At 69.3% G+C, this 20,841-nt stretch carries 17 protein-coding genes; 5 read left to right on the forward strand and 12 right to left on the reverse strand.

Annotated features, from left to right (window positions below):
* Positions 1-19: 19 nt before the first annotated feature.
* The 4 genes from QZ500_RS03300 to scpA are packed head-to-tail and all read right to left on the reverse strand — an operon-like array spanning position 20 to position 5,573.
* Positions 20-808, reverse strand: a complete 789-nt coding sequence (locus QZ500_RS03300; protein WP_295850779.1) for a YdcF family protein — start codon at positions 806-808, stop codon at positions 20-22.
* Positions 809-828: 20 nt separating this feature from the next.
* Positions 829-2,361 carry an acyl-CoA carboxylase subunit beta gene (locus QZ500_RS03305; RefSeq protein WP_295850782.1) on the reverse strand — a complete coding sequence of 511 codons (1,533 nt, stop codon included), beginning with the start codon at positions 2,359-2,361 and terminating at the stop codon, positions 829-831.
* 48 nt (positions 2,362-2,409) lie between these two features.
* Entirely contained in the window at positions 2,410-3,435 is a 1,026-nt protein-coding gene (meaB, locus tag QZ500_RS03310; RefSeq protein ID WP_295850784.1) for a methylmalonyl Co-A mutase-associated GTPase MeaB, read from the reverse strand.
* The gene (gene scpA / locus QZ500_RS03315) at positions 3,432-5,573 is read right to left on the reverse strand and encodes a methylmalonyl-CoA mutase (RefSeq protein WP_295850787.1); all 2,142 of its coding nucleotides are present in this window, start codon (positions 5,571-5,573) and stop codon (positions 3,432-3,434) included. Before scpA ends, meaB begins: the two co-directional genes overlap by 4 nt.
* A 121-nt stretch (positions 5,574-5,694) precedes the next feature.
* Between scpA and QZ500_RS03320 the strand changes: the two genes are divergently transcribed.
* The 5 genes from QZ500_RS03320 to QZ500_RS03340 all read left to right on the forward strand — a co-directional run bounded on the left by QZ500_RS03320 (position 5,695) and on the right by QZ500_RS03340 (position 11,410).
* A complete protein-coding gene (locus tag QZ500_RS03320; RefSeq protein ID WP_295850789.1) occupies positions 5,695-7,143 on the forward strand; it encodes a short-chain fatty acyl-CoA regulator family protein in 1,449 nt (482 codons plus the stop codon).
* 11 nt (positions 7,144-7,154) lie between these two features.
* Positions 7,155-8,093, forward strand: a complete 939-nt coding sequence (locus tag QZ500_RS03325; RefSeq protein ID WP_295850791.1) for a LysR family transcriptional regulator — start codon at positions 7,155-7,157, stop codon at positions 8,091-8,093.
* A 91-nt stretch (positions 8,094-8,184) separates the two neighbouring features.
* Positions 8,185-9,408: a CaiB/BaiF CoA-transferase family protein gene (locus QZ500_RS03330; RefSeq protein ID WP_295850793.1), complete on the forward strand. Its 1,224-nt coding sequence runs from the start codon at positions 8,185-8,187 to the stop codon at positions 9,406-9,408.
* A gap of 59 nt (positions 9,409-9,467) precedes the next feature.
* Positions 9,468-10,448, forward strand: a complete 981-nt coding sequence (locus QZ500_RS03335) for a tripartite tricarboxylate transporter substrate binding protein (RefSeq protein WP_295850796.1) — start codon at positions 9,468-9,470, stop codon at positions 10,446-10,448.
* Positions 10,449-10,456: 8 nt separating this feature from the next.
* The gene (locus QZ500_RS03340) at positions 10,457-11,410 is read left to right on the forward strand and encodes a hydroxymethylglutaryl-CoA lyase (RefSeq protein ID WP_295850798.1); all 954 of its coding nucleotides are present in this window, start codon (positions 10,457-10,459) and stop codon (positions 11,408-11,410) included.
* A 13-nt stretch (positions 11,411-11,423) separates the two neighbouring features.
* On the opposite strand, the gene dusA is transcribed toward QZ500_RS03340, so the two are convergent.
* The 8 genes from dusA to lpxB all read right to left on the reverse strand — a co-directional run bounded on the left by dusA (position 11,424) and on the right by lpxB (position 20,839).
* Positions 11,424-12,467 (reverse strand): tRNA dihydrouridine(20/20a) synthase DusA, encoded by a 1,044-nt coding sequence (gene dusA, locus QZ500_RS03345; RefSeq protein WP_295850800.1) that lies wholly within the window; start codon positions 12,465-12,467, stop codon positions 11,424-11,426.
* A 4-nt stretch (positions 12,468-12,471) separates the two neighbouring features.
* Positions 12,472-12,894, reverse strand: coding sequence for a DUF4149 domain-containing protein (locus QZ500_RS03350; protein ID WP_295850803.1), 423 nt, complete (start codon positions 12,892-12,894; stop codon positions 12,472-12,474).
* 22 nt (positions 12,895-12,916) lie between these two features.
* Positions 12,917-13,393 (reverse strand): transcription elongation factor GreA, encoded by a 477-nt coding sequence (greA, locus tag QZ500_RS03355; protein WP_295850805.1) that lies wholly within the window; start codon positions 13,391-13,393, stop codon positions 12,917-12,919.
* 229 nt (positions 13,394-13,622) lie between these two features.
* The gene (gene carB / locus QZ500_RS03360) at positions 13,623-16,850 is read right to left on the reverse strand and encodes a carbamoyl-phosphate synthase large subunit (protein ID WP_295850807.1); all 3,228 of its coding nucleotides are present in this window, start codon (positions 16,848-16,850) and stop codon (positions 13,623-13,625) included.
* Positions 16,843-18,027, reverse strand: coding sequence for a glutamine-hydrolyzing carbamoyl-phosphate synthase small subunit (carA, locus tag QZ500_RS03365; RefSeq protein ID WP_295850812.1), 1,185 nt, complete (start codon positions 18,025-18,027; stop codon positions 16,843-16,845). Before carA ends, carB begins: the two co-directional genes overlap by 8 nt.
* A 217-nt stretch (positions 18,028-18,244) precedes the next feature.
* Entirely contained in the window at positions 18,245-19,024 is a 780-nt protein-coding gene (locus QZ500_RS03370) for an RNA methyltransferase (protein WP_295850814.1), read from the reverse strand.
* On the reverse strand, positions 19,021-19,728 hold the full coding sequence (rnhB, locus tag QZ500_RS03375) for a ribonuclease HII (protein WP_295850816.1): 708 nt from the start codon (positions 19,726-19,728) through the stop codon (positions 19,021-19,023). Before rnhB ends, QZ500_RS03370 begins: the two co-directional genes overlap by 4 nt.
* Positions 19,700-20,839, reverse strand: a complete 1,140-nt coding sequence (lpxB, locus tag QZ500_RS03380; protein ID WP_295850818.1) for a lipid-A-disaccharide synthase — start codon at positions 20,837-20,839, stop codon at positions 19,700-19,702. The genes rnhB and lpxB overlap by 29 nt, the downstream gene beginning before the upstream one ends.
* Positions 20,840-20,841 lie beyond the last annotated feature (2 nt).

The following is a 20,841-nucleotide window of genomic DNA, read 5'->3' on the forward strand; positions in this document are numbered from 1 at the left end:
GATGTGTTTGGGTGAAGGTTCAGAACTCGCGCAGCACCCAGCTCGACAGGCACGCGAAATATTCGCGCAGCCAGGCGTTGTAGCGCATGTAGAGCGGCGTCTCGGCGCCGGCGGTCGCCACCTGCGACCAGCCGGTCTTGCGGGCGATGGCGGCCGCCCGCAGGGTGTGGAAATCGCTGGTGACCAGCAGCATCGGAACCTCGCCGTTGTCGCCGTCGCGGCCGGCGGCCTGCAGCAGCTGCCGCGAAAACGCCAGGTTCTCCTGCGTGCTGGTGCTGCGGTCTTCCACCAGGATGCGGTCCGGTGCGAGCCCGCGTTCGCGCAGGTAGGCGGCCATGACCGCGCCCTCGGCGACCGTCTCGCGGAAATCCACGCCGCCGCTGGTGACGACCACGGCCGCGGGATGGCGCTGCGCCAGAGCCAGCGCCAGGTCCAGCCGCCGGGCGAGCGTCGGCGACGGCACGCCGCGCGGCGTGCTCGACCCCAGCACCACGATGGCCTGGGGCGGCACCCGCAGTTGCGTCTGCCGGCCCGCCTTCTGCAGCGCCACGAAGAACACCGCTAGCGAGACGAGCCAGAGCGCACCGACCATCAGCCCGGCGCGCCAGGCCAGCACCCGCCACGGCACCGCATGCAGGAACTGCTGCCACCGGTCGCCCGCCATCGCCAGGCCGACCAGTGCCACGCCGGCCGTGGCCGGCAGCAGGGTGCCGAGGTGCGTCACATTGGCAGCGACTAGATAGGCGCTATGCAACAGCAGCAGCGCGCCGGCCGACAGCATCAGCCATGGGAGGGGACCAGACCGCATGGTCGTGGGAATGCTGGCGCTCAGAGCGGAATGTTCCCGTGCTTGCGCCACGGGTTCTCGAGCTTCTTCTCGCGCAGCATCACCAGCGAGCGGCAGATGCGCTTGCGGGTCTCGTGCGGCAGGATCACGTCGTCGATGAAGCCGCGGGCGCCGGCGACGAACGGGTTGGCGAAGCGCGCCTTGTATTCGGCCTCGCGGGCGGCGAGTTTGGCGGGGTCCTTGCGGTCCTCGCGGAAGATGATCTCGACCGCGCCCTTGGCGCCCATCACCGCGATCTCGGCATGCGGCCAGGCGAGGTTCACGTCGCCGCGCAGGTGCTTGCTGCTCATCACGTCGTAGGCACCGCCGTACGCCTTGCGGGTGATGACCGTGATCTTGGGCACCGTGCATTCGGCATACGCATAGAGCAGCTTGGCGCCGTGCTTGATGATGCCGCCGTATTCCTGGCTGGTGCCGGGCATGAAGCCGGGCACGTCCACGAAGGTGACCACCGGGATGTTGAAGGCGTCGCAGAAGCGCACGAAACGCGCGGCCTTGATGCTCGACTTGATGTCCAGGCAGCCGGCCAGCACCAGCGGCTGGTTGGCGACGATGCCGACTGTCTGGCCTTCCATGCGGGCCAGGCCGATCACGATGTTCTTCGCGTAATCAGGCTGCAGCTCGAAGAAGTCGCCGTCGTCCACTACCTTGGCGATCAGCTCCTTCATGTCGTAGGGCTTGTTGGGGTTGTCCGGCACCAGGGTGTCGAGCGACCGGTCGGCCCGGTCAGCCGGGTCGCCGCTCGGGCGTACCGGCGGCTTCTCGCGGTTGTTGAGCGGCAGGTAGTTGTAGAGGCGGCGCAGCATCATCAGCGCCTCCACATCGTTCTCGAAGGCCATGTCGGCGACGCCGCTGCGGGTGGTGTGGGTAGTCGCGCCGCCCAGCTCCTCGGCGGTGACTTCCTCGTGCGTCACCGTCTTCACCACCTCGGGGCCGGTGACGAACATGTAGCTCGAATCCTTCACCATGAAGATGAAGTCGGTCATGGCAGGCGAATACACCGCGCCGCCGGCGCAGGGGCCCATGATCATGCTGATCTGCGGGATGACACCCGAGGCCAGCACGTTCTTCTGGAACACGTCGGCATAGCCACCGAGCGAGGCCACGCCCTCCTGGATGCGGGCACCGCCCGAATCGTTGATGCCGATCACCGGCGCGCCGACCTTCATCGCCTGGTCCATCACCTTGCAGATCTTCTCGGCATGCGTCTCGCTGAGCGCGCCGCCGAAGACGGTGAAATCCTGGCTGAAGACGAACACCAGCCGGCCGTTGATCATCCCGTAGCCGGTGACCACGCCGTCGCCCGGTATCTTGTTGTCGGCCATGCCGAAGTCGGTGCAGCGGTGCTCGACGAACATGTCCCATTCCTCGAACGTGCCGTCGTCCAGCAGCAGTTCGATCCGCTCGCGGGCGGTGAGCTTGCCCTTGGCGTGCTGCGCGTCGATGCGCTTCTGGCCGCCGCCCTGGCGCGCCTGTTCGCGCTTCTTCTCGAGTCGTTCGAGGATGTCTTGCATGGGGTCTCCGTGAATGTCCGTCGTGGATCGTCGGGGGTCGTTTACTATTTAATCGATAGCACCTTGCGCAGGCCCCGCCTGCGCAGAGAGCAGATTTCTTGCCGCAGTCGAGGCCGCCAGCGTGCCGGCCCGCACCTCCGCGGCCAATTGCGGCAGCAGCGCCCGGACCTGCGGATGGCGGCGGAACGCTTCCTTCAGCCCGGCGTCGATGCGCTCCCACATCCAGGCGAGCGACTGCCGCTGCCGGCGGTGCGACAGCCGGCCGCTGGCGTCCTGCTGGCGGCGGAATTCCGAGACCGTGTCCCAGAACGTATCGACGCCGCGGCCGAGCAGCGCGCTCAGCTGCACCACCCGCGGCTGCCAGGCGGTGCCCGGCCCGGCGTCGGACGCCCCGGCGTGCATGCCCAGCAGCCGCAGCGAGGAGGTGATCTGCGCCTGCGCCCGCATCGCGGCATCGGCGTCGATGTCGGCCTTGTTGATCACCACCAGGTCGGCGATCTCCATCACGCCCTTCTTGATCGCCTGCAGGTCGTCGCCGGCGTTGGGCAGCTGCATCAGCACGAACATGTCGGTCATGCCGGCGACCGCCGTCTCGCTCTGGCCGACGCCGACCGTCTCGACGATCACGATGTCGTAGCCGGCGGCTTCGCAGACCAGCATCGCCTCGCGCGTTTTCTCGGCCACGCCGCCGAGCGTGCCGGACGAGGGGCTGGGGCGGATGTAGGCGCTCTCGTGCACCGAGAGCTGCTCCATCCGCGTCTTGTCGCCCAGGATCGAGCCGCCGGACACGGTGGACGACGGGTCGATGGTGAGCACCGCCACCCGGTGGCCCTGAGCGATCAGGTGCAGCCCGAGCGCCTCGATGAAGGTGGATTTGCCGACGCCCGGCACACCGCTGATGCCGAGCCGGAACGAGCGGCCGGTGTACGGCAGCAGCGCGGTCAGCAGCGCATCGGCCTGCGCGCGGTGGTCGGCGCGGGTCGATTCGAGCAGCGTGATCGCCTTGGCGATCGCGCGGCGGCGCTGCGGGCCTTCGGCGCCGGTAACGGCGTCGGCCGACACGGGTGGCTTCACGCGGCCACGGCCTTGCGGATCTGCTCCAGCACGTCCTTCGCGCTGGCCGGGATCGGCGTGCCGGGGCCGTAAATGCCCTTCACTCCGGCGTCGTACAGGAAGTCGTAGTCCACTCGCGGGATCACGCCGCCGACGAACACGATGATGTCGTCGGCGCCCTGGTCCTTCAGCGACTGGATGATCGCCGGCACCAGCGTCTTGTGGCCGGCAGCGAGCGTGCTGACGCCGACGGCGTGCACGTCGTTCTCGATCGCCTGGCGGGCGCATTCCTCGGCGGTCTGGAACAGCGGGCCCATGTCCACGTCGAAGCCCAGGTCGGCGAAGGCGGTGGCGACCACCTTGGCGCCGCGGTCGTGGCCGTCCTGGCCGAGCTTGGCGATCATCACCCGCGGGCGGCGGCCCTCTTCTTCGGCGAAGGCGGCGATCTCTTCCTTCAGCTTGTCCCAGCCCTCGGCGGAGTCGTAGGCGGAGGCATAGACGCCCGTCACCTTCTGCGTGTCGGCGCGGTGGCGGCCGAAGACTTTTTCCAGCGCGTCGGACACCTCGCCTACGGTGGCGCGCAGCCGGATCGCGTCGATGCTCAGCGCCAGCAGGTTGCCCTGCCCGCTTGCGGCCGCCGCGGTCAGTGCGTCGAGCGCAGCCTGCACGCTTGTCGCGTCGCGCGTTTCGCGAATCTTCTTCAGCCGCGCGATCTGGCCGTCGCGCACCTTCACGTTGTCGATCGACAGGCTGTCGATCGCGTCCTCGGCGGCGAGCTTGTACTTGTTGACGCCGACGATCACGTCCTGGCCGGAGTCGATGCGGGCCTGCTTCTCGGCGGCGGCGGCCTCGATCTTCAGCTTGGCCCAGCCGCTGTCCACGGCCTTGGTCATGCCGCCCATCGCCTCGACCTCCTCGATGATCTCCCAGGCCTTGTCGGCCATATCCTGGGTCAGCTTCTCCATCATGTAGCTGCCGGCCCAGGGGTCGATCACGCTGGTGATGTGGGTCTCTTCCTGGATGATCAGCTGGGTGTTGCGGGCGATGCGAGCCGAGAACTCGGTCGGCAGCGCGATCGCCTCGTCGAGCGCGTTGGTGTGCAGGCTCTGGGTGCCGCCGAAGACCGCGGCCATCGCCTCGATCGTGGTGCGCACCACGTTGTTGTACGGGTCCTGCTCGGTGAGCGACCAGCCGGAGGTCTGGCAGTGGGTGCGCAGCATCAGGCTCTTGGGGTTCTTCGGCCCGAACTCCTTCATGATCCGGCACCAGAGCAGACGCGCCGCGCGCATCTTGGCGACCTCCAGGTAGAAGTTCATGCCGATCGCCCAGAAGAAGCTCAGCCGGCCGGCGAAGCCGTCCACGTCGAGGCCCTTGGCGAGCGCGGTCTTCACGTACTCCTTGCCGTCGGCCAGCGTGAAGGCGAGCTCCAGCGCCTGGTTGGCACCCGCTTCCTGCATGTGGTAGCCGGAGATGCTGATCGAGTTGAACTTCGGCATGTGCTGCGCCGTGTACTCGATGATGTCCCCGATGATCCGGATGCTCGGCTGCGGCGGGTAGATGTACGTGTTGCGGACCATGAACTCCTTGAGGATGTCGTTCTGGATGGTCCCGCTCAGCTGGGCCTGCGCCACGCCCTGCTCCTCCGCCGCCACCACGTAGCCGGCCAGGACCGGCAGCACCGCGCCGTTCATCGTCATGGACACGCTCACCTTGTCGAGCGGGATCTGGTCGAACAGGATCTTCATGTCCTCGACCGAGTCGATCGCCACGCCCGCCTTGCCGACGTCCCCGGTCACCCGCGGGTGGTCGCTGTCGTAGCCGCGGTGCGTCGCCAGGTCGAACGCCACCGACACGCCCTGCCCGCCGGCCGCCAGCGCCTTGCGGTAGAAGGCATTCGATTCCTCGGCGGTGGAGAAGCCCGCGTACTGCCGGATCGTCCAGGGCCGCACCGCATACATCGTCGCCTGCGGCCCCCGCAGGAACGGCTCGAAGCCGGGGAGCGTGTCGGTGTTCGGCAGGCCTTCCAGGTCCTGGGCGGTGTAGAGCGGCTTGACGACGATCCCGTCCGGCGTGACCCAGTTGAGCGCATCCACGTCGCCGCCCGGCGCAGACTTGGCCGCGGCTTTCTTCCAGGATTCGAGATCGGGTGTCTGGGTCATGGTGGATCGCTTCGCGCCTTCGTAGTAACCTCGCAATCTTCGCAAATGTCCCCGCGGTTTTCAATGGTGTATCGACAGTCCGACCCCCTTCCAGCCTTGCAAATTTGCGAGGTTTGCGAAGATGACTAAGGCCTACATGGGCGTGCGGCTGAAGACGCTGCGTGAGCAGCAGGGCCTGACACAGGCGGCCTTGGCCGCCTCGCTGCAGATATCGCCGAGCTACCTCAACCAGATCGAGAACGACCAGCGGCCGCTCACCGTGCCAGTGCTGCTGCGGCTGCAGGCCTCGCACGGCATCGACCTGCAGCTGTTCTCCGACGATGAGAACGCTAGGCGCCTGAGCGCCCTGCAGCCGGTCTTCTCCGGCGGCCCGCAGGCCGACGGAGTACCGCTGGCCGAGGCGAAGGTGGTGGCGAACCAGCTGCCGTCGGTGGCCCGGCTGCTGCTGGACCTGCACAAGCGCAGCCGCGCGGCGGAGGAACGGCTCGCCTCCATCGTCGAAGGCGCGGACACCGACCGCGAGGACGCAGGTCGCACCGCCCGGCTGCAGCCGCAGGAAGAGGTGCGCGAGTTCTTCTACGCGCGTCACCATCACTTGGCGGTGCTCGACGGGCTGGCGGAAGAACTGCATGCCGAACTGCTGCCCGACCTGCCGGCCGATGCGCCGCACGCGGCAGTGCTCGCGCAGCAGCTGCAGGCGCGGCTGGAGGCGCGCCACGGCATCCATGTCCGCACGCATGCCGCCGGCCGCACCGCCGACGCGGCGCTGCGCAACTACGACGCCGGCAGCCGAACGCTGCTGCTCGCCGCCGACATGGCGCCCGGGCAGCAGGCGTTCCAGCTCGGCGTGCAACTCGCCTTCCTGGAGATGGGCGACCGGATCGACGCCTTCACCACAGCCGAATCCTTCGCCACCACGCAGGCCCGCAGTCTGGCGCGGTTGGGCTTCGCCAACCATTTCGCCGGCGCGCTGGTGCTGCCCAACCGCCGCTTCCAGGAATCGGCCGAGGCGCTGCGCTACGACATCGAACTGCTGAGCGACCGCTTCGGCGTCGGCTTCGAGACCATCGGCCACCGGCTGTCGACGATGCACCATGCGCCGGGTCGCGGCATTCTGTTCTTCTTCGTGCGGGTGGACCGGGCAGGCAACATTTCCAAGCGGCAGTCCACCGCGGACTTCCACTTCTCCCGTCATGGCGGCAGCTGCCCGCTGTGGAACGTGTACGAGGCGTTCTCGCGGCCGGGGGCGATCCTGACGCAGCTCTCGCGCATGCCCGACGGTCGCACTTACCTGTGGATCGCGCGCACCGTCGAGCACCGCCGCGGCGGCTACGGCACACCGAAGCGCATGTTCGCCGTCGCCCTTGGCTGCGACGCGCGGTATGCCGACCGGCTGGTCTATGCCAAGGGCGTGAACCTGATCGACCCCGATGCCGCCACCCGCATCGGCGCCGGCTGCAAGGTCTGCGACCGGGCCGACTGCGCGCAGCGCGCCTTTCCGCCGATGGGCCGCACCCTGCAGATCGACGAGAACCTGCGCGGCTTCGCCCCGTACGCGCCGGGCATGTAGGGAGCCTCGGCATGCGCGACATCGATCCGGTCTCCCTGCGCCTTTTCCTGGCCACGCTGGAGGAAGGCAGCATCGCGCGGGCCGCGGCGCGCGAGAGCATCGTCCCGTCGGCGATCAGCAAGCGGCTGTCCGACCTGGAGGACGACCTGCGGGTCACGCTGCTGGAGCGCGGCGTGAAGGGTGTGCACCCGACACCTGCCGGCGACGCACTGGCCCAGCATGCGCGCCAGCTGCTGCAGGGCATGGACCGGATGCAGCGCGAAATGGCGGGCTACGTGGACGGCTTGCGCGGCCTGATCCGCCTCGCGGCGAGCGTGACCGCGCTGTCGGGCGAACTGGCCTCGGACATCCTGCGCTTCCGGGGCCTGCAGCCGCAGATCGCCATCGACGTCGAGGAGCGCACCACGCCGGCGGTCTACCGCAGCGTGCGCGACGGGCTGGCCGACGTCGGTGTCGCCTCGGAGTTCGCGAGCCACGACGGGCTGCAGATGTTCCCGTACCGCCGCTACGCGCTCGCGGCGGTGCTGCCGGCCGCGCATCCGCTGGCGGCACGGCCGCATCTGGCGTATGCCGAGCTGCTCGCCCACGACCAGGTCGAGCTCGGCCGCGACAGCGGCATCAGCCGCGTTTTCGACGACGCGGCGCACGAGGCGCGCACCACCCGCACCGTGCGGGCCCGCGTCGGGTCGTTCGAGACGGTCTGCACCCTGGTGGCCCGCGGTCTGGGTGTCGGCGTGGCGCCGCTCTACCTGCAGGCCGCCAAGGAAAGCGCGCTCGGCCTGCGCTTCGTGCCGCTCGCCGACGGATGGGCGCGGCCGCGCACCTTCGTCGCGGTGCGCGACCTCGACGCGCTGCCGCCGGCGGCGCGGGCTTTCGTAGCCCACCTGCGCGCCAGCGCACCGGCGGACGCGGACAACGCCGCGGCCGGTGCGCCGGCGGCGGCGCCCTGAGCGGCGGGTTTTCCCGAACGTCTCCGATCGCGAAAGCGGCGGTGCCGAGCGATCACTGTCGCGATCGATGGGCGGCGGTGATCATGGCGCGATGACCGATCAGCAGCCTGACGCCCCGACCCCGTACCTGCCCGCCGACCAACTGCCGCTGCGCGGCATCCGGGTGCTGGAGCTGTCGCACATGATCATGGGCCCCGCCGGCGGGCTGGTGCTGGCCGACCTGGGCGCCGAGGTGATCAAGGTCGAGCCGCTCGACGGCGACCGTACCCGGCGGCTCAAGGGCACCGGCATCGGCTACTTCCCGGTGTTCAGCCGCAACAAGCAGAGCCTGGCGGTGGACCTGAAATCGGCCGACGGCCAGGCGCTGGTGCGCCGGCTGGCGCTCGGCTGCGACATGCTGATCGAGAACTTCCGCGACGACAGCCTGGCGCAGTACGGCCTGGACTACGACACGCTCGCGGCCGAGAACCCGGGGCTGATCTACATCTCGCTCAAGGGCTTCCTGTCAGGCCCCTACAAGCAGCGCACCGCCCTCGACGAGGTGGTGCAGATGATGGGCGGCATGGCCCACATCAACGGCGCGACCGGCGCTCCGCAGCGGGTGGCGCCGTCGGTCAACGACATCCTGGGCGGCACCTTCGGCGTGGTGGGCGCCCTGGCCGCGCTGCACGACCGCCAGCGCACCGGCCGCGGCCGGCACGTGCGGGCGGGCCTGTTCGAGAACAACCTGCTGCTGGTGGCGCAGTTCATCGCCCAGCAGCAGCTGAGCGGCGCCGCGCCGGTGCCGATGGGCGACAAGCGCACGCCGCCCTGGGGCGTGTACGACATCTTCGACACGGCGGACGGCGGCCGCGTCTTCGTGGCGGTGGTGAGCGACGCCAACTGGCAGACCTTCTGCCGCGACTTCCTGCCGCCGCCCTGGAAGGACGACGCCCGTCTGCACAGCGCGATCGACCGCGAGGCCGCCCGCCCCTGGCTGGTCCCGGCGGTAGCCGAGGTGCTGCGGACCTGGAAGACCGCGGACCTGTGCGCCGCGCTGGAAGCATCCGGCCTGTCCTACGGTCCGATCCGCCAGCCGCACGACCTGGTCGCCGATCCGCACCTGAACGCCGGCGGCGCACTGATCCCGACCACCATGCCCGGCGGCGAGCAGATCGCGACCGCGGCCCTGCCGATCGAGTTCGACGGACTGAAGGCCGGCAAGCGGCTGGACCCGCAGCCGACCGGCGCCCAGACCCGCAGCATCTTGGAAGACCTGGGGCTGACCGAGGCGCAGATCGCAGGACTCATCGCGGCCCGGGTGGTCGCGGTGTAGCCCCATGCCGCCCCGCTGCTGACCTGCTCACCGGCTCACTACAACGAAGGAGACACGCCATGCCCATCCGCCGACACATCCTCGCCGCCGCCGCGCTTGCCGTGGCCGGCGGCCTGCCGCTCGCCGCCGCGGCGCAGGCGGCCGCCTGGCCGGCCAAGCCGATCCGGATGATCATCCCGTCCACCCCCGGCGGCGGCACCGATTTCATCGGCCGGCTGATGAGCACCAAGCTCGCAGAGGTCAACGGCTGGACGCTGGTGCCCGAGAACCGCCCCGGCGCCGGCACCGCGCTCGGCCTGGCCGAGGCGGCCCGGTCGCATCCCACCGGCTACGACCTGGTGATCGCCCAGACCGACAACGTCTCGCTGATCCCGCTGCTGATGAAGGTCGCCTACGACCCGGTGAAGGACCTGCAGCCGGTCGCGCTGGTGGCGACCACGCCGATGGTGCTGATCGTGCCGGACGGCTCGCCCTACCGGACGCTGGCCGACATCATCAAGGCCGCCAAGGCGGAGCCGAACAGGATCAGCTACGGGACCTCCGGCACCGGCGGCGGCGTGCACATCGCGATGGAAATGCTGCAGCACGCGGCCGGCTTCAGGATGCAGCACATCCCGTACAAGGGCTCCGCGCCGGCGCTGGCCGACCTGATGGGCGGTCACCTGCAGTTCGCGGGCTCGTCGATCTCGTCGGCGGCATCGCTGATGAAGGCCGGCAAGGTGCGCGCCCTGGCTGTCACCTCGCCGAAGCGCAACCCCGCCCTGCCGGACGTGCCGACCGTGGCGGAGTCGGGCTACAAGGATTTCAGCGTGGTCTCGTACTACGGCGTGATGGCGCCTGCCGGCACGCCCGCACCGGTCGTCGCGCGGCTCAACACCGACCTGAACCGCATCCTGCAGATGCCCGACGTGCGCAGCGCGCTGCTGGCGCAGGGGCTGGAGCCGCAGCCGGTGTCGCCCGACGACTTCGCCGGCCTGATCCGCACCGACATCGCCAAGTCGCGGGACATCATCGCCCAGGCGGGCATCAAGGTGGAATGAGGCCGGCCATGCAGTACGCTCCCGCCTCCGACCGCACCGTCACCGTCTGCGAGGTCGGGCCGCGCGACGGCCTGCAGATGGCCCGCCGCACCCTGCCGCCGGCGACGCGGCTGGCCTGGATCCACCAGCTCGCGGCCGCCGGCCTGCGCGAGATCGAGGTCGGCAGCTTCGTGTCGCCGCGCCTCGTGCCGCAGATGGCCGACACTGCCGACGTGGTGCGCGGCGCGCTGCGGATCGACGGCCTGACGGTCTGCGCGCTGGCCGCCAACCTGAAGGGCGCGATCGCCGCGCACGAGGCCGGCGCCCACGTGCTGGCGATCCCGATTTCGGCCAGCGACACGCACAGCCGCGCCAACGTCAACAAGGGCACCGACGCGCAGGTCGCGATGGTGGCGGACATCGTCGACTGGGTCCGGGCGCAATCGCGGCCGATGCGGATCGACGCGGCGGTCGCCACGGCCTTCGGCTGCTCGATGGAAGGCGAGGTGTCCACGGTGCGGGTCGCCGCCGTCGCGCGGGCACTGGCCGACACCGGCGTGGACGAGATCGCGCTGGCCGACACCGTCGGCTACGCGCACCCGGCCGGCATCCGCGCGGCGGTGCGCGCCACGCAGGACGCCGTCGGGACGCGGCTGCGCAAGCTGCACCTGCACGACACGATGGGACTGGGCCTCGCCAACGTGCTGGCAGGACTGGACGAGGGCATCCGCAGCTTCGACAGCTGCCTGGCGGGACTGGGCGGCTGCCCGTTCGCGCCGGGCGCCTCGGGCAACGTGGTGACGGAGGACCTCGTCTTCATGCTGCACGGCATGGGCTACGCCACCGGCATCGACCTGCCGCAGTTGCTGGCCGCCCGTGCGCTGCTGGCCGAAGCCCTGCCGGAAGAGACCTTGCGCAGCGGCGTCGCCGCGGCCGGCATTCCGAAGACCTACCGGCCTCCGCGGGCGGCGGTACCGGCCTGAGACGCGCGCGGGCTCAGGCCACGCCTGCGGCCACGGAATCGGAAGCGGTTGCGGCCTCGTCGCGACGGTCGTGCGCGTGCGCCAGCGCCAGCACCTCGCGGGCCGGCCGGTGCTTCAGCCGGTGGTCGCTCCAGACCTGCCGCCAGCGGCGCGCACCCGGCAGGCCGTGGCGCAGGCCGAGCATGTGCCGCGCGATCGCGTACCAGCCGGTGCCGTGGGCCGCGGCCTCGCGTTCCATGTAGTCGACCATCAGCGCCTCGACCTCTTCCCGCGTCCGTGCACAGGGTGCGTCGCCGAAGAAGGCGGCATCCCACTCCGACAGGCTCCAGGGGTTGTGGTACGCCTCGCGGCCGACCATCACCCCATCGACATGCGCCAGCTGTGCGGCGATCTGCTCGCGGGTCGCAATGCCGCCGTTGATCGCGATCGACAGCGACGGAAATTCGCACTTCAGCCGGTGCACCAGTTCGTAGCGTAGCGGTGGGATGTCGCGGTTCTCCTTCGGGCTCAGGCCCTGCAGCCAGGCGTTGCGGGCATGCACGATGAAGGTGCTGCAGCCGGCCGCGGCCACGGTTCCGACGAAATCGCGCACGAAGTCGTAGCTCTCGACCTTGTCGATGCCGATGCGGTGCTTGACCGTGACCGGGATGTCGACCGCATCGACCATCGCCTTCACCCCGTCGGCGACCAGCGCCGGCTCCGCCATCAGGCAGGCGCCGAAGGCACCGCGCTGCACCCGGTCGGACGGGCAGCCGCAGTTCAGGTTGATCTCGTCGTAGCCCCACTGCGCGCCGAGCCGTGCGGCCTGCGCGAGCGCCGCCGGCTCGCTGCCGCCGAGCTGCAGCGCGACCGGGTGTTCGGCCGCGTCGAAGTCGAGGTGCCGCGCCACGTCGCCGTGCAGCAGCGCGCCGGTGGTCACCATCTCGGTGTAGAGCCGGGCGCGGCGCGACAGCAGCCGGTGGAAGTAGCGGCAGTGGCGGTCGGTCCAGTCGAGCATCGGCGCGACCGACAGGCGCGACGGGTCGAAGGTCGAAGCAGTGGTGGCGTCGGTCGGCATCGCGTCAGCTCCCGGCGCGGCGCGGCGCAGCGCAGCGCCACAGGCAGATGCCGGCGCACAGCCATTGCAGCAGGTACATGCCGCTGCCGACCGCATGCCAGAGCTTGAGGTTCTCGCGCGCGACGATCCGCGGCGCGACGGCGAATTCGGCCAGCAGCGCGAGCAGCAGGCCCGCCACTACGAAAACGATAGCTGCATGCGCAGGCGGGACGGGCGCTTCCGGGTCTTTTGGCCGTGAAACGATCAGCAGCAGCATGCCGCAGGCGACCGAGATCCAGGTCTGTCCGGTGAACAGCCGGGCCGCCATCGTGCCCGCCACCGCCGCCGGCTGCAGGTACGCGAACAGCATCGGCACGACGAAGAAGCCGACCGCGCTCAGGCTGCCCCACCAAAGGGCCGCGGCCAGGACGGAGATACGCTGCTGCATGGCAGGAAATCCGTGACGGCGATCAGATGTAGCGGACGCCGACGATCTCGTAGCGGCGGATGCCGCCCGGCGCCTGCACTTCGGCGCTATCGCCCTCTTCCTTGCCGATCAGCGCGCGGGCGATCGGGCTGGATACGTTGATGCGGCCCTGCTTCAGGTCGGCTTCGTCCTCGCCGACGATCTGGTAGGTGACCGCGTCGCCGGAGTCCTCGTCCTCCAGGTCGACCGTGGCGCCGAAGACCACCTTGCCGCCGGCGTCGAGCGCGGCCGGGTCGATGATCTGTGCAGCCGACAGCTTGCCTTCGACTTCCTGGATGCGGCCTTCGATGAAGCCCTGGCGGTCCTTGGCAGCTTCGTATTCGGCGTTCTCGCTCAGGTCGCCCTGCGCCCGCGCATCGGCGATCGCGGTGATCACCCAGGGACGGTCCACCGTCTTCAGGCGGTGCAGTTCTTCCTTCAGTTTTTCCGCACCGCGCTTGGTGATCGGGATGGTGGCCATGGGATCGTCGCTCCAGAAAAGAAAAACGCCGGACGGTCGGTCCGGCGGGTGATAAGGGGTGGGGCTCGGCCGCGTGCGTGGCACCTTCGGCGGCCCGGCCTGCCGGTCGAATCGCCGGCGGGCGTGCCCTGCAATTGTAAGGGCCCGCCTGCCACGCCGCCCGTTTGCCCCTATCGGACAACGGCCCGCACAGGGCGGGCCGTCACGGAGTGGGCGCGCAGTTCGCCGGTCAGGCGCCGGCCAGCTGCGCGTGCAGTTCCTGGACCGAATACACGTCCAGGTCGTCCACGTAGCGCATGCCCTCGACCGCGGCTTCCGCGCCGGCGATGGTGGTGAAGGTGGTCACGCGGGCCAGCAGCGACGAGGTGCGGATCGCGCGCGAATCGGAAATCGCGTTGCGGCGCTCTTCCACCGTGTTCACCACCATCACGATCTCGTCGTTCTTGATCATGTCCACTACATGCGGGCGGCCTTCGGCCACCTTGTTCACCACGTCCACTGCGATCCCTTCGGCCGCGATGGCCGCTGCCGTGCCCTTGGTCGCGACCAGCGTGAAACCCTGCGCCACCAGCTGGCGGGCGATCTCCACGGCGCGCGACTTGTCGCCATTCTTGACCGTGAGGAACACCTTGCCCGCGCGCGGCAGCCGGGTGCCGGCGCCGAGCTGCGACTTCACGAACGCTTCGCCGAAGGTCTTGCCCACGCCCATCACCTCGCCGGTCGACTTCATCTCGGGGCCGAGGATCGTGTCCACGCCCGGGAACTTGACGAACGGGAACACCGCTTCCTTCACGCTGAAGTACGGCGGCGTCACTTCCTCGGTGATGCCCTGCGACGCCAGCGTCTGGCCGGCCATGCAGCGTGCGGCCACCTTGGCCAGCTGGATGCCGGTCGCCTTGCTGACGAACGGCACGGTGCGCGAGGCGCGCGGATTGACTTCCAGCACGTAGATCACGTCCTGGCCGTCCTTCTCCTGGATCGCGAACTGCACGTTCATCAGGCCGACCACGTTCAGCGCGCCGGCCATCGCGGCGGACTGGCGCTTCAGCTCGTCGACCGTTTCCTTCTTCAGGTAGTACGGCGGCAGCGAGCAGGCCGAGTCGCCCGAATGCACGCCGGCCTGCTCGATGTGCTCCATCACGCCGCCGATGAAGGTCTTGCCGTCGGGGTCGCGCAGACAGTCCACGTCGCATTCGATCGCATCGTTCAGGAAGCGGTCGAGCAGCACCGGCGAGTCGTTGCTCACCTTTACCGCTTCGCGCATGTAGCGCTCCAGGTCGCGCTGCTCGTGCACGATCTCCATCGCGCGGCCGCCGAGCACGTAGCTCGGGCGCACCACCAGCGGATAGCCGAGCGAGGCAGCCTTCTCCAGCGCTTCCGGCTCGGTGCGTGCGGTCGCATTCGGCGGCTGGCGCAGGCCCAGGTCCTGCAGCAGCTTCTGGAAGCGCTCGCGGTCTTCCGCCGCGTCGATCATGTCGGGCGAGGTGCCGATGATCGGCACGCCGTTGGCCTCCAGGTCGAGCGCGAGCTTCAGCGGCGTCTGGCCGCCGTACTGCACGATCACGCCGAGCGGCTTCTCCTTGTCGACGATCTCCAGCACGTCTTCCAGCGTCAGCGGCTCGAAGTACAGGCGGTCGGAGGTGTCGTAGTCGGTCGAAACCGTCTCGGGGTTGCAGTTGACCATGATGGTCTCGTAGCCGTCCTCGCGCATCGCCAGCGCGGCATGCACGCAGCAGTAGTCGAACTCGATGCCCTGGCCGATCCGGTTCGGGCCGCCGCCCAGCACCATGATCTTCTTGTTGGTCGTCGGCTCGGCCTCGCACTCGTCCTCGTAGGTCGAATACAGGTAGGCGGTATCGGTCGCGAACTCGGCCGCACAGGTATCGACCCGCTTGTAGACCGGGCGCACGCCGAGGGCGCGGCGCTTCTCGCGAATCGCCGTGTCGGTGGTCTTCAACTGGCGCGCCAGGCGGCGGTCGGAGAAGCCCTTCTTCTTCAGCGCGAGCAGCGTGTCCTTGTCGATCTGGTCGAGCGACAGGGTTTCCAGTTCGAGCTCGATCTTCACGATCTCCTCGATCTGCACAAGGAACCACGGATCGATCTTGGTCAGCGCATGCACCTCGTCGATCGACAGGCCCATCGCGAACGCATCGCCCACGTACCAGATGCGCTCCGGGCCGGGCTCGCCGAGCTCCTTCTCCAGCACCTCGCGATCCTGGGTCTTCTCGTTCAGGCCGTCCACGCCGACCTCGAGTCCGCGCAGCGCCTTCTGGAACGATTCCTGGAAGGTGCGGCCCATCGCCATCACCTCGCCCACCGACTTCATCTGCGTCGTCAGGCGGCTGTCGGCGGTCGGGAATTTCTCGAATGCGAAGCGCGGGATCTTGGTGACCACGTAGTCGATCGACGGCTCGAACGAGGCCGGCGTGGCGCCGCCGGTGATCTCGTTGCGCAGCTCGTCGAGCGTGTAGCCGACGGCCAGCTTGGCCGCGACCTTGGCGATCGGGAAGCCGGTGGCCTTGGAGGCCAGCGCCGACGAGCGCGAGACCCGCGGGTTCATCTCGATGACGACCATGCGGCCGTCCTTCGGGTTGATCGAGAACTGCACGTTGGAGCCGCCGGTGTCCACGCCGATCTCGCGCAGCACCGCGAGCGACGCGTTGCGCAGGATCTGGTATTCCTTGTCGGTCAGCGTCTGCGCCGGGGCGACGGTGATCGAGTCGCCGGTGTGCACGCCCATCGGGTCCAGGTTCTCGATCGAGCAGACGATGATGCAGTTGTCCGCCTTGTCGCGGACCACTTCCATCTCGTACTCCTTCCAGCCGAGCAGCGATTCCTCGATCAGCAGCTCGTTGGTGGGCGAGGCCTCCAGGCCGCGCTTGCAGATGGTCTCGAATTCCTCGGCGTTGTAGGCGATGCCGCCGCCGGTGCCGCCGAGCGTGAAGCTCGGGCGGATCACGGTCGGGAAGCCGACCGCCTTCTGCACGGCCCAGGCCTCGTCCATGCTGTGCGCGATGCCGGAGCGTGCCGAGCCCAGGCCGATCTTGGTCATCGCGTCCTTGAACTTGAGCCGGTCCTCGGCCTTGTCGATCGCCTCGGGCGTCGCACCGATCAGCTCGACCTCGTACTTGTCGAGCACGCCGTTGCGCCACAGGTCGAGCGCGCAGTTCAGCGCGGTCTGGCCGCCCATCGTCGGCAGGATCGCGTCGGGGCGCTCCTTGGCGATGATCTTCTCGACCGTCTGCCAGGTGATCGGCTCGATGTAGGTGACGTCGGCCGTGGCCGGGTCGGTCATGATCGTCGCGGGGTTGCTGTTGATCAGGATGACCTTGTAGCCCTCTTCCCGCAGCGCCTTGCAGGCCTGCACGCCGGAATAGTCGAACTCGCAGGCCTGGCCGATGATGATCGGGCCGGCGCCGATGATGAGGATGCTTTTCAGATCGGTGCGCTTAGGCATTCTGGGCCCCTTGCTTGTGGTTCTGCATCAGCGCGGCGAAGCGGTCGAACAGGTAGGCGATGTCGTGCGGGCCGGGCGAGGCTTCCGGGTGGCCCTGGAAACAGAACGCCGGTTTCTCGGTATGGGCCAGGCCCTGCAGCGTGTTGTCGAACAGACTGATGTGGGTCGCGCGCAGCGTGGCGGGCAGCGACTTCTCGTCCACCGCGAAGCCGTGGTTCTGGCTGGTGATGCTGACCCGGCCGTTGTCCAGGTCCTTCACCGGATGGTTCGCGCCGTGGTGGCCGAACTTCATCTTGTAGGTCTTGGCCCCCATGGCGAGCGCCATGATCTGGTGGCCCAGGCAGATGCCGAAGGTCGGGATACCCTTGTCGATCAGCTCGCGTGCGGCGGCGATCGCGTAGTCGCACGGCTCCGGGTCGCCCGGGCCGTTGGCCAGAAAGATGCCGTCGGGTGCGAGCTTCAGCACGTCGGCGGCCGAGGTCTGTGCCGGCACCACCGTGATCTGCGCGCCGCGCTCGGCGACCATGCGCAGGATGTTCTTCTTCACGCCGTAGTCGAAGGCGACGACGTGGAACTTGGGCGCGATCTGCAGGCCGTAGCCTTCGCCGAGTTTCCATTCGGTCTGCGTCCATTCGTACGGTGCCTTCACCGACACGACCTTCGCCAGATCCAGGCCGGCCATGCTCGGCGCGCCCTTGGCCTGCGCGATGGCGCGGTCGATCTGCTGCTGCGTCGGCTGTTCGCCGGCTTCCAGGCCGACGATGCAGCCGTTCTGCGCGCCCTTGGTGCGCAGATGGCGGGTCAGCTTGCGGGTGTCGATGCCGGCGATGGCGACCGTCTTCTCGCGGACCAGGTACTGGTCGAGCGTGAGCGTCTGGCGGAAGTTGGAGGCAACGAGCGGCAGATCCTTCACGATCAGCCCGGCGGCATGGACCTTGTCGGCTTCGACGTCCTCGTCGTTGACGCCGTAGTTGCCGATGTGCGGATACGTGAGCGTCACGATCTGCTGGGCATAGCTCGGGTCGGTGAGGATTTCCTGGTAGCCGGTCATGGCGGTGTTGAACACCACCTCGCCGACGGTGGAGCCGGCGGCTCCGATCGAATGGCCGAGAAAGACCGTGCCGTCTGCAAGCGCCAGGATGGCGGAAGGGAATTTCCCCTGTAGAGACAAGAGCACTGGGTTCTCCGGATGGTTACGGTCGCCCGGAGCCCGCCGGCAGGGACTGCCGGAGGCTGCTGTGATGGAGGAATTGCTTTGGGGCGCGGCCGGGCGACGCTATTACGGGAAAGCCCTCGATTGTAGCGCGCGGGCAGGGACTCCCCGGCCGAGCGGCTTGTAAAACACCCGCAGCGGTAAGCGGGTGAAGCGCTTGTCGGCCGAGCAACCCTGCGTATCAGTCCACCCGCGCCGCAGCACTGGCATGCAGGCATATCGCTGCCGCCGCCGCCACGTTCAGCGACTCCTCGCCGCCCGGCTGGGCGATGCGGATCCGCTGGGCCGCACGGGCTTCCAGCACCGGCGACACGCCCTGCCCTTCGTGGCCCATCAGCCAGGCGCACGGCCACGGCAGCGCGGCACGGTGCAGCAGGTCGCCCTGGTGCGAACTGGTTGCGAGCCACGGCACCTGCAGTGACTGCAGGTCGTCGTGCGACAGCCCCTCGACCAGCCGCAGCCCGAAATGCGCGCCCATGCCCGCACGCAGCACCTTGGGCGACCAGAGCGCCGCCGTGCCTTTGACGGCCAGTACTTGGGCGAAACCGAAAGCCGCCGCGCTGCGCAGGATCGAGCCGACGTTGCCGGCATCCTGCAGCCGGTCGAGCACCACCGCCGCCGCGCCCGGCGCCAGCGCCGCATCGGCCGGCAGGTCCAGCACGAAACCGAACGGCGCCGGCGATTCCAGCCCGCTCACCTCCGCCAGCACTGCATCGGGGACCACTACGTTTTTGATAGCTGCGTGCGCAAGCGCAGCGGGCGCGGAAGGCCAATAAGATGCCGAAAACACGCCGATCGCCGGCCGCCAGCCGCGCGCCAGCGCTGCGCGGCAGAGGTGGTCACCCTCGACCCAGACACGGCCCTGCCGCCGGTAGGCGCCGTTGTCCTGCGCCAGCCGGCGCAGGTCTTTCACCAGCGGGTTGTCGCGCGACTGGATCTGCACCGGTGCTGCTGCCGTCATGCCGCCTCCGCTCCCGACGGCGCGACGACCCACGCCGGGCCGACCGAGAGGTCCGATGTCGCCGGCGTGCCGACCGCCTGCGCCTGCAGGCGCAGCGCCTGTGTCACCGGCGCGAAGCTGCGCCGGTGGTGGATGCAGGCGCCGTGCTCTTTCAACGCCGCCAGATGCTCGCGGGTGCCGTAACCCTTGTGGCCTGCGAATCCGTAGTGCGGGAATTGCAGGTGCAGCTCCGCGCACAGCCGGTCGCGGTGCACCTTGGCGAGGATGGACGCAGCCGAGATCGACTTCACCAGCGCATCGCCCTTCACCACCGCCTCGGCTAGCACGTCGAGCGGCGGCAGCCGGTTGCCGTCGACCAGCACCTTGGCCGGCCGCAGCCGCAGACCCTCGACCGCCCGGCGCATCGCCAGCATCGTCGCCTGCAGGATGTTGAGCGTGTCGATCTCCTCGACCGTCGCCTCGGCCACCGAGCAGCAGAGCGCCTTGTCGCGAATCTGGTCGTAGAGCCGCTCGCGCTGCAGGGCGGTGAGCGTCTTGGAATCCGCCAGGCCGCGGATACGCTTGGTGTCGTCCAGGATCACCGCCGCCGCGACCACCGGGCCGGCGAGCGGCCCGCGGCCGGCCTCGTCCACGCCGGCGACCAGGCCGGGCCCATCCCAGGCAAGCGCGGTCTGTTCAGCGTTCAAAAATCGTCTGGATCGCATGGGCGGCAAGGGCCGGCGTGTCGCGCCGCAGTTCGTCGTGCAGCGCGGAGAAACGGGCCTGGAGCGTTTCGACCTCGTCGGGCCGGTCGAACCAGCGCAGCACCGCGTCGGCAAGGGCCCGCGGCGTGCAGGCCTCCTGCAGCAGTTCGGGCACCACGAAGTCGCGGCACAGGATGTTGGGCAGGCCGACCCAGGGCTGCAGCCGCTTGGGCGCCATGATCCGCCAGGACAGCCAGTGCATGTTGTAGCCGATCACCATCGGCCGCTTGAAGAGCGCGGCCTCCAGCGTGGCCGTGCCGCTGGCGATCAGCGTCACGTCGCACGCAGCGAGCACCGCGTGCGACCGGCCCTCCACCACCCGCAGCCGGCCGGCCATGCCCGCCTCGGCGGCGGCACGTTCGATCGCCGGTCGCAGCGCAGGTACCGCAGGCACTATGCATTCGATAGCAGGCAACGCTTGTTGGACGAGCGCTGCAGCCCGAAAAAAGCGCGATGCGAGGTACTGGACCTCCGACGCCCGGCTGCCCGGCAATACGGCCAGCACCGGCGCCTGCGGATCGAGCCCGAGCGCAGCCCGCGCCGCGGCCCGGTCGGGCTCCTGCGGGATCACGCTCGCGAGCGGATGCCCGACATAGGTCGCGGCGATCCCGTCGCGCGCCAGCAGTTCGGGCTCGAAGGGAAAGATGCAGAGCACATGGTCGGCGCTGCGCCGGATCTTGGCGACCCGCTCCGGCCGCCAGGCCCACACCGACGGCGCGACGAAATGCACGCAGGAGATGCCGGCAGCCCGCAGGTCGGCCTCCAGGTCGAGATTGAAGTCGGGCGCATCGACGCCGACGAACACGTCCGGCGGTGCGGCCAGCAGGCGGCTGCGCAGCGCCTTGCGGATCGCGACGATGCCGCGGTAATGCCGCAGCACTTCGACATAGCCCCGCACCGCGAGCTTGTCGCTCGGCCACCAGGCATCGAAGCCGCGCTCGGCCATGCGCGGACCGCCGATGCCGGCCGACTGCAGTTGCGGCCAGCGCGCATGCAGGCCGTCGAGCAGCAGCCCGGCCAGCAGGTCGCCGGAGGTCTCCCCGGCCACCATGGCGATGCGGGGATCGGCCATGG

Source organism: uncultured Xylophilus sp. (assembly GCA_913776965.1).
Classification (GTDB): Bacteria; Pseudomonadota; Gammaproteobacteria; order Burkholderiales; family Burkholderiaceae_C; genus Xylophilus.

Coding starts and splice junctions, on each gene's coding strand:
- rnhB (WP_295850816.1), bottom strand. CDS start 19,728: ATGCGATCCAGACGATTTTTGAACGCTGAACAGACCGCGCTTGCCTGG.
- QZ500_RS03340 (WP_295850798.1), top strand. CDS start 10,457: ATGCAGTACGCTCCCGCCTCCGACCGCACCGTCACCGTCTGCGAGGTC.
- QZ500_RS03370 (WP_295850814.1), bottom strand. CDS start 19,024: ATGACGGCAGCAGCACCGGTGCAGATCCAGTCGCGCGACAACCCGCTG.
- QZ500_RS03335 (WP_295850796.1), top strand. CDS start 9,468: ATGCCCATCCGCCGACACATCCTCGCCGCCGCCGCGCTTGCCGTGGCC.
- greA (WP_295850805.1), bottom strand. CDS start 13,393: ATGGCCACCATCCCGATCACCAAGCGCGGTGCGGAAAAACTGAAGGAA.
- lpxB (WP_295850818.1), bottom strand. CDS start 20,839: ATGGCCGATCCCCGCATCGCCATGGTGGCCGGGGAGACCTCCGGCGAC.
- dusA (WP_295850800.1), bottom strand. CDS start 12,467: ATGCCGACCGACGCCACCACTGCTTCGACCTTCGACCCGTCGCGCCTG.
- QZ500_RS03320 (WP_295850789.1), top strand. CDS start 5,695: ATGACTAAGGCCTACATGGGCGTGCGGCTGAAGACGCTGCGTGAGCAG.
- scpA (WP_295850787.1), bottom strand. CDS start 5,573: ATGACCCAGACACCCGATCTCGAATCCTGGAAGAAAGCCGCGGCCAAG.
- QZ500_RS03300 (WP_295850779.1), bottom strand. CDS start 808: ATGCGGTCTGGTCCCCTCCCATGGCTGATGCTGTCGGCCGGCGCGCTG.
- QZ500_RS03330 (WP_295850793.1), top strand. CDS start 8,185: ATGACCGATCAGCAGCCTGACGCCCCGACCCCGTACCTGCCCGCCGAC.
- QZ500_RS03305 (WP_295850782.1), bottom strand. CDS start 2,361: ATGCAAGACATCCTCGAACGACTCGAGAAGAAGCGCGAACAGGCGCGC.
- QZ500_RS03350 (WP_295850803.1), bottom strand. CDS start 12,894: ATGCAGCAGCGTATCTCCGTCCTGGCCGCGGCCCTTTGGTGGGGCAGC.
- carB (WP_295850807.1), bottom strand. CDS start 16,850: ATGCCTAAGCGCACCGATCTGAAAAGCATCCTCATCATCGGCGCCGGC.
- QZ500_RS03325 (WP_295850791.1), top strand. CDS start 7,155: ATGCGCGACATCGATCCGGTCTCCCTGCGCCTTTTCCTGGCCACGCTG.